Consider the following 15003-nt stretch of genomic DNA (forward strand, 5'->3'; position numbering starts at 1 on the left):
AGTCCCTAGGAGGTGGGGGAGGCCTGGCCGCGCTCGGCCTCGCCGGAAGCGAGGGCATGGTAGCGGCCGCCGAAGAAGATCAGGGGGTCGCCGCCTTCGGCGGCGGAGAAACGCAGAACGCGGGCGATGAACACCTCGTGGTCGCCGCCCTCGTGGCAGGCGTAGGGGACGCATTCGAGGTGGGCGAGCGCCCCCGCGATGAGCGGCACCCGGCCCTCGCCCCGGCGCACCTCCACCCCGCCCCACTTGTCCTGAAGCGGACGGGCGAAGCGGTTGGACAGGTGCTCCTGGTGGCGGCCGAGGATGGAGATGCCGTAGCCCTCGGCTCCGCGCAGCGCGGGGAGCGACAGGGCCGATCGCGCCACCGAGAACAGGACCAGCGGCGGGTCGAGGGAGACCGAGTTGAAGGAGCTCATGGTCATGCCGACCATGCCGGCCGCCCCGCCGTCGGCGGTGACCACGGCGACGCCGGTGGCGAAGTGGCCGAGCACCCGGCGTAGCGCCAATGGGTCGAAGGGAGGATCGATTTCCGCTGCGGTTTGGCGTTTCATGGTCGTGAACCAAAATTAGCTTTGTGACAAAGATATTTCGGAAATCGATGGACGTCAAGCCGGACCTTTCCTTATGACTTCAGGGCTCGCGCCGCTCTGCCCGCGCCGCAAAACGGGCGGGCAACGCGTTCTCTCTGCTGGTGCCGGAGGGCGATCGACGGCTCGGATCGATCCAGTTTGCCGGGGTCGCGCCCTCAGGGCGCCGGGACCTGATTCCGGCCCGCCGGGGCAAGCACCGATCGGCTCGCGCACGCGGACCGATCGGGCCGACGCCCGCTCGCGGCTCAAAATTTGATCTTGGGACAGGAGGGGGAATCAGGCCGACTCCCCCCTGCCCCTTGTTGAAGAAAGCGCGAACCCGGCGGGCGTTCGCATCATCGCGCCGCCGACGGAGCCGAGTTCATGCCGCCCAACCTGCCGCCCAAGCCGCCCACCCCCGCGCCGACGGAAAGGCGGTCGCACCAGCCGCCCGAGGGGCCGGATGCCGCCGCTCCGCGGCGCCCGATGGCATCGGCCTCGCTGCCGCCCATGCCGCTGCCCACCGATGCCCGGCCGCCGCGCGCGCCCGTGCCGCCGGCGCCCGCGCAGCCGATCTTGCCGCTGACGGCCTCGCGGCCCTCGCTGCTGGTGGACGGGTCCGACACCGAGTTCCGCGGCCTGGTGCACGACATGCTGGCCTTCGCCTCGGCCATCGTCGAGGTGCGCAACCGGCTCGGCGGGCTGATCGGCCTCTCCGGCACCCAGTACACCATCCTCACCTCCATCACCCGGCTCAGCCGGGAGACTCCGGAGCTGGGCGTCAACCAGCTGGCCGAGCACCTGCACCTGTCGGGCGCGTTCGTGACCATCGAGGTGAACAAGCTGGTGGCAGCGGGCCTGGTGGCGAAGACCACCAATCCGGACGACCGCCGGCGGGTGGTGCTGGTGGCGACGCCGCAGGCGGAGCGGCTGCTCGCCGAGCTGGTGCTGGTTCAGTGCCCGGCCAACGACGCCCTGTTCGAGCCGCTCTCCGCCAAGGAATTCAAGAGCCTGCGCGCGATCATCGCCAAGCTCTCGCGGACCGGCGATCCCACCTTGCGCATCATCGAGGCGTTGGCGCCCGACGGCACGCTGGACAGCGCCAAGCGCCTCGCCGCCGCGCCCCGCCCGCCCGAGGGGCGCCTGCGCTCCGGCGACTGAGGCCAGCGGGGAGAGGGCGCGGCGCGTCTCCTGGCGCCGTCCTCAGTCCACGTCGTCGACGCTCTCCGGCCCGCCGCCATAGGCACGCTGGGCCAGCGCCGCCTGCATGAAGGGATCGAGATCGCCGTCCAGCACCTCCTGCGGGGTGCCCGAGGTGACGCCGGTGCGCAGGTCCTTCACCAGCTGGTAGGGCTGGAGCACGTAGGAGCGGATCTGATGGCCCCAGCCGATGTCGGTGCGCGCCGCCTGCTCGGCAGCGGCCTCCGCCTCGCGCTTCTTCAGCTCCATCTCGTAGAGCTTGGCGCGCAGCATGTTCCAGGCGGTGGCGCGGTTCTTGTGCTGGGAGCGGTCGCCCTGGCTCACCACGGCGATGCCGGTGGGGATGTGGGTGAGGCGCACCGCCGATTCCGTCTTGTTCACGTGCTGGCCGCCGGCGCCGCCGGAGCGCATGGTGTCCACCCGCACGTCGCTTTCGTTGATCTCCACCACGATGCGGTCGTCGATCACCGGATAGACGTCCACCGAGGCGAACGAGGTCTGGCGCCGGGCGTTGGAATCGAACGGCGAGATGCGCACCAGGCGGTGCACGCCGGCTTCCGTCTTCAGCCAGCCATAGGCGTTGTGGCCCTTCACCAGCACGGTGGCGGACTTCAGGCCCGCCTGCTCGCCCTGGCTCTCATCCACCAGTTCCACCTTGAAGCCGTGGCGCTCGGCCCAGCGCGTGTACATGCGCAGCAGCATCTCGGCCCAGTCCTGGCTGTCGGTGCCGCCGGCGCCCGCATGCACCTCCAGGTAGGTGTCGTTCGAGTCGGCCTCGCCGGAGAGCAGCGATTCGAGCTCGCGCCGCGCCAGCTCGGCCTTCATGGCATCGAGCGCCGAAGCCGCCTCGGCGATGACGCCCTCGTCGCCTTCCGCCTCGCCAAGCTCGATCAGCTCCACATGGTCGCCGAGCTCGCGGGCGATGCGGTCCACCGCGCCGAGCCCGTCCTCCAGCGTGGTGCGCTCCTGCATGATCTTCTGGGCGCGCTCGGGATCGTCCCACAGGGTGGGGTCCTCGACCATGGCGTTGAGCTCGGCCAGGCGCCGGCGCGCGCGGTCCACGTCCAGGTGGGACCGCAGCAGGTCCAAAGAGGCTTTGATCTCGTCGACCTTCGCGGCGAGTTCCGCGCGCATGGCAAATCATTCTCCGGCTGAGGGCCGCGGAAAATAGCGGCGGGGGGCGCGGGTGTAAACGCCGGGCGCGGGTCGGCTCAGTGGGGGGCAGGCCACTGGCGCAGCCACGCCTCGAATTCGGGCACCTCCAGCGGGCGCGCGAACAGGAAGCCCTGGGCGGCGTGGCAGTTCAGCTGTCCCAGAAGATCGAGCTGGGCCTTCGTCTCCACGCCCTCGGCCACCACCGTCATGCCGAGGCTGTGGCCGATGCGGATCACCGCCGTGGCGAGCGCCTGGGCGTTGGCGTCCTCCTCCAGCGACAGCATGAAGGAGCGGTCGATCTTCAGTTCGGCGATGGGCAGCTGGGCCAGCGAGGAGAGGCTCGAATAGCCGGTGCCGAAATCGTCCATGGCGAGGTGCACGCCCATGGCCTCGATGGCGCGTGCGGTGTTCAGCGAGTTGGGATGCTGGTCCATCATCACCCGCTCGGTGATCTCCACCCGCAGATCGGCGGGCTGAAGGCCGTTGACCTCCAGCGCCTTGGCGATCACCTCCAGCACCGCGTTGGAACGGAAGCTCACCGGCGACACGTTCACCGACACGTGGGGCACGTCCAGGCCGAGAGCGCGCCACCGGGGGATCAGGCGGCACGCCTCCTCGATGGCCCAGTGGTCGATGCTCTCGATCAGTCCGTACTCCTCCGCCAGCGCGATGAAGCGCGGCGCCGGCACCTCCCCGTGCACCGGATCGCTCCACCGCGTCAGCGCCTCGACGCCGTGGAGCGCGCCGCTCTTGATCGACACCTGGGGCTGGAACACGAGGCGCAGCTGGCGGTGGATGATCGCCTCGCGCAGCGCCACGCCGAGCACGAGCCGGCTCTGCGCCTTGAGGTTGAGGTCCTCGGTGAAGAAGTGGAACTTGCCCCGCCCGTCGCGCTTGGCCTCGTAGAGCGCGGCATCCGCATGCTTGAGCACGGTCTCGGCGTCGGTGGCGTGGAGCGGGTAGATGGCGATGCCGATGCTGGCGCTCATGGTGAGGTGCAGGCCCTGCACCGCCACCGGCGCCATCGACAGCACCTCCAGGAGCCGCTCGGCGATAAGGGCCGCCTCCTCCGCCGCGCAGCCGCGCAGCAGCACCGCGAACTCGTCGCCGCCGATGCGCGCCACCATGTCCGCCCCGCGCAGCTGCACCGTGAGGCGGCGCGCGAACTCCAGCAGGATCTGGTCGCCGGTGGAGTGGCCGAGCGTGTCGTTGACGTCCTTGAAGTGGTCCACGTCGAGGATCAGGCACACCACCGTCTCGCCGGTCTCGCCGACCTCGGCCATGGTGGAGGCGAGGGTCTCCAGCAGGCGGCTGCGGTTCGGCAGGCCGGTCAGCGCGTCGAGCGAGGACAGGCGGGCGATCTGGTCCTCGGCCTCGCTGCGCTCCAGCGCCAGCGCGCACAGGGGCACGCAGCGCTCCATGATGTGCTCGTGCCAGGGGCCGGGGGCGCGGCGCTCGCGGAAATAGAGGGCGAAGGTGCCCGCCACCTGCCCGGTGCGATTCTTCACCGGGATCGACCAGCACGCCACCAGATCGGGCGGTAGCGGAAGATGACGGAAGGGCGCCCAGAGCGGGCTGGTGGCGATGTCGGTGACCACCACCGGCTCGCCACGGAAGGCGGCGGTGCCGCACGAGCCCACGCCCGGGCCGATGGGCAGGCCTTCAAGGGCCTCCGCATAGTCCTCGGGCAGGCTGGGCGCGGCGAGCGGATGCAGGCGGCCGTCCTTGCTCACCGCGATGATCGAGCAGATGACGCCCGGCAGGATCGCCTCCACCTTCCGGCAGATCAGCTCGGCCACATGGGTCAGGGGCACGTCGGCCGTCACCGCCGCGAGCACCTCCCGCTGCAGCGTATCGATTTGCTTGCTCTCGGTGATGTCCGTGAGCACGGCGACGATATTCCCGAGTTCGTTGCGCTCGCGATCGTAGACCGGGCTGATGGCGGCGGATACCCAGACCTGCCGGTCCGCCTTGCTGCGGCAGAGCAGTTCCTCCGAGAACGGGACCCGCTCGCGCACTTTCTGGCGCAGGCGGTTCTCGATCGCTGCGTCGCCATACTTGCCGACGAGGAACGCCAGCGGGCTCTGCCCGGCGATCTCGTCTCGGCTGTAGCCGAACAGCTGGGTGAAGGCGCGGTTGACGTAGATGATGCGCAACTGGCCATCGGTGACCAGCACCACCCGGTCGGTCTCGTTGGCCACCAGCGACAGGATATAGAGCTCGGCGCGGCGCGCCACCTCGTCGGTCACGTTGCGGATGAAGGCGGCATAGTTCACGGCATCGCCCACCTGGGCGCGGCTGAGCGAGAGCATGCCCCACAGGCGCGAGCCATCCTTGTGCTCGATCGCCACTTCGCGGCTCGTGCCGACGATCTTGTCCTGCCCGGTCACGCGGTGCGCATCGATGAAGTCGTCGTGGGGCTCGCGCAGCTCGAGCGGCACGAGGCAACGCACGTTGCGGCCGAGAACCTCGGCGCGCGCGTAGCCGAACAAGCGTTCCGCGGCCGGGTTGAAATAAGTGATACAGTTCGCCTGGTCGATAAAGATCACGGCATCGATGGCCTGGTTGAGCGCCGCCCAGGAGAGATCGCCGGTCTGCTCAACCATGCCCACCCACTCCAATGTCCCCAGGCCTCTCACTGCGCCAGAGCCCAGAGTTCCGGAGCCCCAGGAAGCACGAAATCCTCCCGCGCTCCAGCATTGGATATTACCGTTGATCCTTCCTTATCGCCGGTGAAAGTCAAGGAATGGTTGCGCTCACGCTTGGTCGGGTCAAGCATTGGCAGCCGGCAAAGTCCGGATACTCAAGCTACCGGAGTGCCTGCGCACCCTTTATGGGGTCCGCGCGCGCCCAGCACCGCAAACGGCACGGCCAGATCGAGCAACTTCTAGTTTTATCAACGCAACATGATCTACCAAGAGACGCGCGACATCCTGGCGCGGTAACCTGCTGAGGACAACCCCCTCCACTCCGGCTTTCTATAGCGGTTCTTGCATACCTCGCAACCGCGCATCCACCCGGGCCCGCCCCATCAGCGGCAGCAATCCCGCCAGTTCCGGCCCCCTGTCCTCGCCGGTGAGCGCCCGCCGCAACGGGTGGAACAGAGCCTTGCCGCTGCGCCCGCTCGTGGCCTTGATGGCGGCGATCCATGAACCATAGGTTGAGCCATCCCATGGCTCTGCCGGCAGCGCGGCGGCGGCGGCGGCGAGAAAGGCCACGTCCTCTGGCGCGGCGGCGGCCGTGGCCGCGAGCGGCGCGCAGCACACGCGCCACCAGTGCGCCGCATCCTCGAACCGCAACAGGTTGCCGCGAACCGCCAGCCAGAAGGCCTCGCCGGCGTCGATGCCCTGCGCGAGGAGGCGCCGCCGCGCTACCGCAAACGGCATCAGATGGAGCGTGCGGGCGCTGAGGCTCGCCAGATCCTGCGGATCGAAGCGGGCCGGCGCACGCGAGATATCGGACAGGTCCACCAAGGCAGCGAGGTCGTCGAGGCTCGCCACGGGCTGCACCGGGCGGGCGGTGCCCACCAGCACCGCCGCCGCCGCGACCGCGAGCGCCTCGATCCCCTCCGCGCGCAGCGCCGAAAGCGACAGGTGACCGAGGCGCTTTGAGAGCCCCTCCCCGCTCGGCAGCGTCAGCAGATTGTGGTGCGCGAACAGAGGCGGCGTGCCGCCCAGCGCTTCGATGATCTCGATCTGCACCGCGGTGTTGGTGACGTGGTCCTCGCCGCGCACCACCTGGGTGACGCCGAGCGCCATGTCGTCCACCACCGAGGGCAGCGTGTAGAGGAAGGAGCCGTCGGCGCGCACGAGAACCGGATCGGACAGGCTCGCTGTGTCCACCTGTTGCGGCCCGCGCACGCCGTCGTTCCAGGCCACCTCGCGCTGGCTCAGCAGGAAGCGCCAGTGCGGCGCCCGTCCCTCGGCGGCATAGCGCGCGCGCTCGGCCTCGGTGAGGCGCAAAGCGGCGCGGTCATAGACCGGCGGTAGGCCGCGCGCGCGCTGGAGCTTGCGCTTGAGGTCCAGCTCCTCCTCGCTCTCGTAGCAGGCATAGAGGCGCCCCGCCGCCGTCAGGCGGCCGGCGGCGTCGGCATAAAGCGCGAGACGGTCGGACTGGCGCACGCGGAGGTCGGGCGGGATGCCGAGCCACGCCAGATCCGCGGCGATGGCGTCGGCGAATTCGGCGCGCGAGCGCGCGGCGTCGGTGTCGTCGAGGCGCAGGATGAAGGTGCCGCCGCGGCGCCGGGCGATGAGCGCGTTCAGGAGCGCGGTGCGGGCATTGCCCACATGGAGCAGGCCGGTGGGGGACGGCGCGAAGCGCAGGACCGGCGGGGAGGCGTCAGACATGGCGTCCGCCATAAACCGGCGCGCGCCGTTCGTCGATGGCCGCCGGCGCAGGGCCGGCCTTCGGAAGCCCCGGCGGGCGGGCAAGCCCGTCCGCCGGAGGGGGTGAAGCCGGCGTCAGGGCCGCTGCGGCGGGCAGTTCGGCCCCTGGCAGTTCTGGCGCTGGCGCTGCTGGTTCTGCGGCTGCTGCTGGCGCTGCGGCTGCTGGCGCTGCTGCTGCATCTGCTGCTGACGCAACTGCTGGTTCTGCTGGTTCTGCCGCTGCTGCTGTTGCTGTTGCTGCAGCTGCTGGCGCTGTTGTTGCTGCAGTTGCTGACGCTGCTGGTTCTGTTGCTGCTGCAGACGCTGATGGTTCTGCTGAACCTGCGGGTTCTGCTGCTGCGGCAACCGTTGCTGCGGCAACCGCTGTTGCTGCTGTTGCTGGAGCTGCTGCCGCTGCTGGAATTGCTGCTGCTGCAGTTGCTGGCGCTGCTGCTGGATCTGGCGCTGGTACTGCTGCTGCGGGGTGAGACCGCCACCACCAGGACCACCGGGTATCGCGCCCGGCGCGCCGGGACCACCGGGACGACCGGCGCCGCCAGGACCACCGGGCGTGCCCGGTCCGCCGGGACCGCCAGGGCCACCGGGCGTCACGCCGGGCGCGCCAGGGCCGCCGGGACGACCGGGACCGCCAGGACCACCAGGCATGCCGGGACCACCCGGTCCGCCAGGACCACCGGGCGTCACGCCGGGCGCGCCAGGGCCACCGGGACGGCCGGGACCCCCAGGACCACCAGGCATGCCGGGACCACCCGGTCCGCCAGGACCACCGGGCGTCACGCCGGGCGCGCCAGGGCCACCGGGACGGCCGGGACCACCAGGACCACCAGGCATGCCGGGACCACCGGGTCCGCCAGGACCACCAGGCGTCACCCCGGGCGCGCCAGGTCCACCGGGACGGCCGGGACCGCCAGGACCACCAGGCATGCCGGGACCACCCGGTCCGCCAGGACCACCCGGTCCGCCGGGACCGCCAGGGCCACCGGGTCCCCAGCCGGGACCACCAGGACCACCGGGACCACCGGGACGACCCGGTCCGCCGGGCATTCCCGGACCCCCGGGACCGCCAGGACCGCCAGGGCCCCAGCCGGGACCACCAGGACCGCCGGGCCGGCCCGGACCGCCGGGATATCCCCAGCCGGGACCGGGACGCCAGCCGGGAGCCGGCGGCGGGCGCATGCCGGGCGGGGGCGCATAGCCGGGACGCCACCAGCCGGGCGGGCGCACGCCGGGAGGCGGCACCGGCCAGCCGGGACGCGGCCGCCAGACATAGTTGTTCCAGCGATAGCGGTCGGCATACCAGGGCAGGCCGACATAATAGCGGTTCCAGTAGTCGTTCACCGCGAACGCCACCACCGGAATGCCCACCGCCGCCAGCGCCACGTCGGGCAGGAGCGAGGTCACCACCTCGTTCTGCACCTGCTGCTGGAAGCCGAGATATTCCGCGAACACCCAGCCGCGGTAATCGCCCCAGAGCACGTCGCACCAGGACTGGTCGTCGAGGCAGCCCTCGATGTCGACGGGCGTCCCTTCCGGGATCACGCCGATGCTCTGGAACTCGGTGTCAGGCCCGGTCCTCATGTTGACGTTGGCCGTCGTGAACCCCGGCGCCGCTACGGCGATGCTGGAGGCCGCCGCCAACAGGCCGGCAACGAGGCCGACCGTGCTCCATATCCTCATGGACTGCTCCCTTCGACTCCGCCCGAGCCGATAAAACGAAGTGTAGCAAGCACCTCGTGGCGTTTCCTATGCGCAAGCGCGGCTTTTACCGAGCGGGAGATTGACCTAATTGCGTCATGAGAACGTGAACGGGACCACGTCCCGCACATTTTCGTCGATGCGGATGTCCCGGTCGAGCGGCGGGAAGGCGCGCAGGTCGCAGTCGCGGCGCGGGCAGATGCGGCAGGAGACGCCGAGCTTGGCCACCGGCGCCGCCTTCAGGTCGAGCCCGTCCGCATAGACGATGTCGTGGGCGAAGGAGGCCTCGCAGCCGAGCCCCAGCGCATAGGCGCGCGCCGGCTGGCCGTGCCGCGCCGCCGGCGCCGACACCGAGCGGGCGAGGCAGATGTAGCGCACCCCGTCCGGCATCTCGCCCACTTGCACCAGGGTGCGGCCCGCCATCTCGAAGGCCTCGTGCACGTTCCAGGCGGCGCAGGCGCCGCCGTGGCGCGCGAACTGGAAGCGCGTCGCCGAGTGGCGCTTGGTGATGTTGCCGGCCCGGTCCACCTTGGCGAAATAGAAGGGCACCCCCTTCGCCCCCGGCCGCTGCAATGTGGAGAGGCGGTGGAACACCTGCTCCAGGCTCGCCCCGCTCTCCAGCACCAGCCGGTCGAGATCGTGCCGGCGCGCGCGGGCAAGGTCCAGGAAGCGGCGATAGGGCAGCATCAGCGCCCCGGCGAAATAATTGTAGAGCGCGAGCTTGCAGATCTCCGCCGCGGTCTGGCCGCGGAAGCGCGCCGAGGCGACGGTGGAGGCCACCAGCTCGGCATGCTCCAGCTGGGCGATGGTGGCGGCGAGGCGGAACGCGCGCGAGGGCGGCGTCAGCGTGCCGGACAGCACCAGGCGCCGGGTCCTGGGATCGAAGCTCGACATGGGTTCGGCGGGATCGGCGTGGCCGGTCTCCACGCTCACCTTGTGGCGCGCCGCGAGGTGGGCGGTGAATGCCGCCTCGGGCGGCACCCCTTCCAGGATGCCGAGGGTGAGCGCCGCCGCCTCGGCGGCGCGGTCGAGGCTGTCGACGTAATTGTCCACGTAGTGGAAATAGTCCCGCACCTCCTCGTAGGGCACGAGCTTGGCCTCGTCGCCGGGGGCGATGCCGGCGCTCAGCATGTCGTCGAGCGAGGCGCGCCATTCGGCGGTGCGCCGGAGCGCCACGTGCATGCGCAGGAAGGCATGGGCGAAGGCGGGCGAGAGGTTCGCCACCGCCTTCACGTCCTGGAGGCCGAGATCGAGGTCGCGGAACAGGGGATCGGCCGCCGCCTCCCGCAGGTCGGCGACCAGGCGGTCGAGGTCCTCGGCGCCGAAGGAGGTGATGTCGACGTCGAAGGTGCGGGAGATGGCGATCAGCACCGAGGCGGTGAGCGGGCGCTGGTTGCTCTCGATCTGGTTGATGTAGGAGGCCGAGACGGCGAGCCGCTGCGCCAGCTCGCTCTGCTTGAGCCCGAGCTTTTCCCGCAGCCGCCGCACCGCGTGGCCGGCATAGACCTTCTGACGCATGGCCGGCCTCCTTCACTTTCGCTTCCGGCCTCTCGCTCCTGATCCCGGCACGCCGGACGAAACATGCCGCAAGGTCAGTAGCCCGATCCGGCCTGGGACCACGATTTGTAAAAACTTCACAATCAACAACACAGAACTTTTACATATTCAAGCAGCCCCCGCTTCTTGTTAGCGACACAGAGAGCCAGCTTCCGCCAGCGTTTCGATCATGCTGCGACGCAGCATCCTTCCCTGGCGGCGCAACAGGCTACATTCGCGATCCCGGTCGCGCGCACCAAGGGAGTGGGCGTCATGAAGGAAGTGCTCGAGGAGCTCGACAGCCGGCGCGGCGTCGCCCGGCTCGGCGGCGGCGAGAAGCGCATCGCGGCGCAGCACCAGCGCGGCAAGCTCACGGCCCGCGAGCGCATCGACCTCCTGCTCGACCGCGGCACCTTCGAGGAATACGACACCTTCGTGCAGCACCGCTGCGTCGATTTCGGCATGGAGGACCAGAAGATCCCCGGCGACGGCGTGGTCACCGGCTGGGGCACCGTGAACGGCCGCAAGGTGTTCGTGTTCGCAAAGGACTTCACGGTGTTCGGCGGCTCGCTCTCGGAGGAGCACGCGCGCAAGATCACCAAGATCCAGGACATGGCGCTGAAGACCCGCGCCCCGATCATCGGCCTGTTCGATGCCGGCGGCGCCCGCATCCAGGAGGGCGTCGCGGCGCTCGGCGGCTATGGCGAGGTGTTCAAGCGCAACGTCGCCTCCTCGGGCGTGATCCCGCAGATCTCGCTCATCATGGGCCCCTGCGCCGGCGGCGACGTCTATTCGCCCGCCATGACCGACTTCATCTTCATGGTGCGCGACACCTCCTACATGTTCGTCACCGGCCCCGAGGTGGTGAAGACGGTGACCAACGAGACCGTCACCTCCGAGGAGCTGGGCGGCGCCAAGGTCCACACCTCGAAGTCGTCGGTCGCCGACGGCGCCTATGACAACGACGTGGAGATGCTGCTGGAGGCCCGCCGCCTCATCGACTTCCTGCCGTCGAACAATTTCGAGGGCGTGCCCGAGTGGCCCTCCTTCGACGATCCGGGCCGGGTGGACGAGAGCCTCGACACGCTGATCCCCGACAACCCGAACAAGCCCTACGACATCAAGGAGCTGATCCTGAAGGTCGTGGACGAAAGCGACTTCTTCGAGATCCAGGCGGCCTACGCCAAGAACATCGTCACCGGCTTCGGCCGCATCGAGGGGCGCACGGTGGGCTTCGTCGCCAACCAGCCCATGGTGATGGCGGGCGTGCTCGACAGCGACGCCTCCCGCAAGGCGGCGCGCTTCGTGCGCTTCTGCGACGCCTTCGAGATCCCGATCGTCACCTTCGTCGACGTGCCCGGCTTCCTGCCCGGCACCGCGCAGGAATATGGCGGCCTCATCAAGCACGGCGCCAAGCTCCTGTTCGCCTACTCGCAGGCGACCGTGCCGCTGGTCACGGTCATCACCCGCAAGGCGTTCGGCGGCGCCTATGACGTCATGGCCTCCAAGCATGTGGGCGCGGACGTGAACTATGCCTGGCCCACCGCCCAGATCGCGGTGATGGGCGCCAAGGGCGCGGTGGAGATCATCTTCCGCCAGGACATGAACGATCCCGAGAAGATCGCCGCCCACACCAAGAATTACGAGGAGCGCTTCCTCTCGCCCTTCGTCGCCGCCGAGCGCGGCTTCATCGACGAGGTCATCATGCCCCACTCGACGCGCCGGCGCCTCGCCCGCGCGCTCGCCATGCTGCGCACCAAGAAGCTCGAGCAGCCGCACAGGAAGCACGACAACATGCCGGTGTGAGGCGGGGCCGTTCGGGCTCAACCCGCAGCCCCCGCTGCCCTGCCGGGCGGCGCCCCCTCCCACCCCTCCCCCGCAAGCGGGAGAGGGCTTCTCCTCCCGGCGCCACACGGCTCCCTCTCCCGCTTGCGGGGGAGGGCTGGGGAGGGGGAACAGCGACTTCAGCAGATTTCAGCGCCGCGGGCGCAAAGGAACGAACGCCATGTTCACCAAGATCCTGATCGCGAACCGGGGTGAGATCGCCTGCCGCGTCATCAAGACGGCGCGCAAGATGGGCATCAAGACGGTCGCCGTCTATTCCGAGGCCGACAAGGACGCGCTCCATGTGGAGATGGCGGACGAGGCGGTCTATATCGGCCCGCCCCAGGCCGCCCAGTCCTACCTCATCGCCGAGAAGATCGTGGACGCCTGCTTGAAGACCGGCGCCGAGGCGGTGCACCCCGGCTACGGCTTCCTGTCCGAGCGCGCCTCGTTCCCGAAGCTCCTCGCCGAGCACGGCATCGTCTTCATCGGCCCGAACCCGCACGCGATCGAGGCCATGGGCGACAAGATCGAGTCCAAGAAGGCGGCGGCGGCGGCCAACGTCTCCACGGTGCCGGGCTATCTCGGCGAGATCGCAAGCGGGGAAGAGGCGGCGAAGATCGCCGACGAGATCGGCTATCCGGTGATGATCAAGGCCTCCGCCGGCGGCGGCGGCAAGGGCATGCGCATCGCCTATTCCCGCGACGAGGTGCAGGACGGCTTCGACCGTGCCCGCTCCGAGGCGAAGTCCTCCTTCGGCGACGACCGCGTGTTCGTGGAGAAGTTCATCGTCGACCCGCGCCACATCGAGATCCAGGTGCTGGGCGACAAGCACGGCAACGTCATCTATCTGGGCGAGCGCGAATGCTCGATCCAGCGCCGCAACCAGAAGGTGGTCGAGGAGGCCCCCTCCCCGCTGCTCGACGAGGCCACCCGCAGGAAGATGGGCGAGCAGGCGGTCGCGCTCGCCAAGGCGGTCGGCTACGACAGCGCCGGCACGGTGGAGTTCGTCGCCGGGCAGGACAAGAGCTTCTACTTCCTGGAGATGAACACCCGCCTCCAGGTGGAGCATCCAGTGACGGAGCTCATCACCGGCATCGACCTCGTGGAGCAGATGATCCGCGTCGCCGCCGGCGAAAAGCTGAAGATCACCCAGGACGACGTGAAGCTCACCGGCTGGGCGGTGGAGAGCCGCATCTATGCGGAGGACCCCTACCGCAACTTCCTGCCCTCCACCGGCCGCCTCGTGCGCTACCGCCCGCCCAAGGAGGGCAAGATCGGCCCGATCACGGTGCGCAACGACACTGGCGTCTATGAGGGCGGGGAAATCTCCATCTTCTACGACCCCATGATCGCCAAGCTCGTGACCCATGCGCCCACCCGCGCCATGGCCATCGAGGCGCAAGCGGACGCGCTCGACGCCTTCGGCATCGACGGCATCGGCCACAACATCCCGTTCCTCTCGGCGCTCATGTCCCATCCGCGCTGGCAGGAGGGGCGGCTGTCCACCGGCTTCATCGCCGAGGAATATCCGGAGGGCTTCCAGGCCCGCGCGCCCGAGGGCGAGCTGGTGCACTTCCTCTCCGCCGTGGCGGCGGTGATCGACCACATCCAGAACGTGCGCAAGCGCAAGATCACCGGCCAGACCTCCGGCATCACCTGGAACATCGCCAAGCGCCGCATCGTCAACCTCACGGCGGGCGAGCACGACATCATCTCCACCCCGTGCGAGGTGGAGCCGGTGGACGGCGGCTTCCGGGTGCAGATGTTCGAGAAGGACGGCACGCCGGGGCACGCGCACCTGGTGCGCTCCACCTGGAAGCCGGGCGAGCCGGTGTGGACCGGCACCATCGACGCCGACCAGGTGGCGATGCAGGTGCGCCCCATCACCAACGGCGTGGCGCTCGCCCATCGCGGCGTCGCCACCCTGGCGCGCACCTACACCGAGCGCTCGGCGGCGCTCGCCGCCCTCATGCCCAAGAAGGAGAATGCGGGCGGCGGCAAGGAGCTGCTCTGCCCCATGCCGGGCCTCGTGGTCTCCATCGCGGTCACCGCCGGCCAGGCGGTGAAGAGCGGCGACGTGCTCGCCATCGTCGAGGCCATGAAGATGGAGAACGTGCTGCGCGCCGAGCGCGACGGCGTGGTGAAGGCGCTGCACGCCAAGCCCGGCGACAGCCTCGCCGTCGATGCGGTGATCATGGAGTTCGCGTAAGGCCTTCGCGATGCCGGCTTTGCCCCCTCCCGCCACCCCTCTGCCGGGCTTTCCCCCTCCCAACCCTCCCCCGCAAGCGGGAGAGGGCTTTGATCGCCGGCACCAGGCCCGCCCTCTCCCCCGCTTGCGGGGGAGGGCTGGGGAGGGGGCACGGCCGGGCGCACCCCACGGGGTCGACCTCGCGCGCATCAGCCCTCCCTCCGTCATGCTCCGGCTTGACCGGAGCATCCACGGCGCCGGCCATGGTGCCCCGCGCCGCCCGGGCCCTCTGGTCAAGCCGGACGGCAACAATGGTGGGATGGAGGGCCCTGGGACGGGGGCGCGTGACGGCGGCGCGCATCCCGCCCGGTCCGGGGTGAGCCTTGGCGTCATTTCGGCTAAGAGAGGGGCTCCTTCCCGTGCCGCCTGTCCGGCGGCGATCACCGGA

General features: G+C 69.8%; 9 protein-coding genes. 3 read left to right on the top strand and 6 right to left on the bottom strand.

Annotated elements, in window-relative coordinates:
• Positions 1-5: 5 nt before the first annotated feature.
• On the bottom strand, positions 6-551 hold the full coding sequence (locus V5F67_RS15005; protein ID WP_394017002.1) for a flavin reductase family protein: 546 nt from the start codon (positions 549-551) through the stop codon (positions 6-8).
• A gap of 402 nt (positions 552-953) precedes the next feature.
• Between V5F67_RS15005 and V5F67_RS15010 the strand changes: the two genes are divergently transcribed.
• Positions 954-1730 carry a MarR family winged helix-turn-helix transcriptional regulator gene (locus tag V5F67_RS15010; protein ID WP_394017001.1) on the top strand — a complete coding sequence of 259 codons (777 nt, stop codon included), beginning with the start codon at positions 954-956 and terminating at the stop codon, positions 1728-1730.
• A gap of 42 nt (positions 1731-1772) precedes the next feature.
• On the opposite strand, the gene prfB is transcribed toward V5F67_RS15010, so the two are convergent.
• The 5 genes from prfB to V5F67_RS15035 all read right to left on the bottom strand — a co-directional run bounded on the left by prfB (position 1773) and on the right by V5F67_RS15035 (position 10522).
• Positions 1773-2903, bottom strand: coding sequence for a peptide chain release factor 2 (gene prfB, locus V5F67_RS15015; RefSeq protein WP_394017000.1), 1131 nt, complete (start codon positions 2901-2903; stop codon positions 1773-1775).
• 77 nt (positions 2904-2980) lie between these two features.
• Entirely contained in the window at positions 2981-5530 is a 2550-nt protein-coding gene (locus V5F67_RS15020; RefSeq protein ID WP_394016999.1) for an EAL domain-containing protein, read from the bottom strand.
• 372 nt (positions 5531-5902) lie between these two features.
• A complete protein-coding gene (locus V5F67_RS15025; protein WP_394016998.1) occupies positions 5903-7270 on the bottom strand; it encodes a glutamate--tRNA ligase in 1368 nt (455 codons plus the stop codon).
• 114 nt (positions 7271-7384) lie between these two features.
• Positions 7385-8986, bottom strand: a complete 1602-nt coding sequence (locus V5F67_RS15030; RefSeq protein ID WP_394016997.1) for an SH3 domain-containing protein — start codon at positions 8984-8986, stop codon at positions 7385-7387.
• A 114-nt stretch (positions 8987-9100) separates the two neighbouring features.
• Entirely contained in the window at positions 9101-10522 is a 1422-nt protein-coding gene (locus tag V5F67_RS15035; protein WP_394016996.1) for a helix-turn-helix domain-containing protein, read from the bottom strand.
• A 291-nt stretch (positions 10523-10813) separates the two neighbouring features.
• Between V5F67_RS15035 and V5F67_RS15040 the strand changes: the two genes are divergently transcribed.
• Positions 10814-12346, top strand: a complete 1533-nt coding sequence (locus tag V5F67_RS15040) for an acyl-CoA carboxylase subunit beta (RefSeq protein WP_394016995.1) — start codon at positions 10814-10816, stop codon at positions 12344-12346.
• Between the two features lie 199 nt (positions 12347-12545).
• Positions 12546-14576, top strand: a complete 2031-nt coding sequence (locus V5F67_RS15045) for an acetyl-CoA carboxylase biotin carboxylase subunit (protein ID WP_394016994.1) — start codon at positions 12546-12548, stop codon at positions 14574-14576.
• Positions 14577-15003 lie beyond the last annotated feature (427 nt).

Origin of the sequence: Xanthobacter pseudotagetidis (genome assembly GCF_043194795.2) — a bacterium.
GTDB lineage: Bacteria > Pseudomonadota > Alphaproteobacteria > Rhizobiales > Xanthobacteraceae > Xanthobacter > Xanthobacter tagetidis_A.

Coding starts and splice junctions, on each gene's coding strand:
- V5F67_RS15030 (WP_394016997.1), bottom strand. CDS start 8,986: ATGAGGATATGGAGCACGGTCGGCCTCGTTGCCGGCCTGTTGGCGGCG.
- V5F67_RS15025 (WP_394016998.1), bottom strand. CDS start 7,270: ATGTCTGACGCCTCCCCGCCGGTCCTGCGCTTCGCGCCGTCCCCCACC.
- V5F67_RS15045 (WP_394016994.1), top strand. CDS start 12,546: ATGTTCACCAAGATCCTGATCGCGAACCGGGGTGAGATCGCCTGCCGC.
- V5F67_RS15020 (WP_394016999.1), bottom strand. CDS start 5,530: ATGGTTGAGCAGACCGGCGATCTCTCCTGGGCGGCGCTCAACCAGGCC.
- V5F67_RS15010 (WP_394017001.1), top strand. CDS start 954: ATGCCGCCCAACCTGCCGCCCAAGCCGCCCACCCCCGCGCCGACGGAA.
- V5F67_RS15005 (WP_394017002.1), bottom strand. CDS start 551: ATGAAACGCCAAACCGCAGCGGAAATCGATCCTCCCTTCGACCCATTG.
- prfB (WP_394017000.1), bottom strand. CDS start 2,903: ATGCGCGCGGAACTCGCCGCGAAGGTCGACGAGATCAAAGCCTCTTTG.
- V5F67_RS15035 (WP_394016996.1), bottom strand. CDS start 10,522: ATGCGTCAGAAGGTCTATGCCGGCCACGCGGTGCGGCGGCTGCGGGAA.
- V5F67_RS15040 (WP_394016995.1), top strand. CDS start 10,814: ATGAAGGAAGTGCTCGAGGAGCTCGACAGCCGGCGCGGCGTCGCCCGG.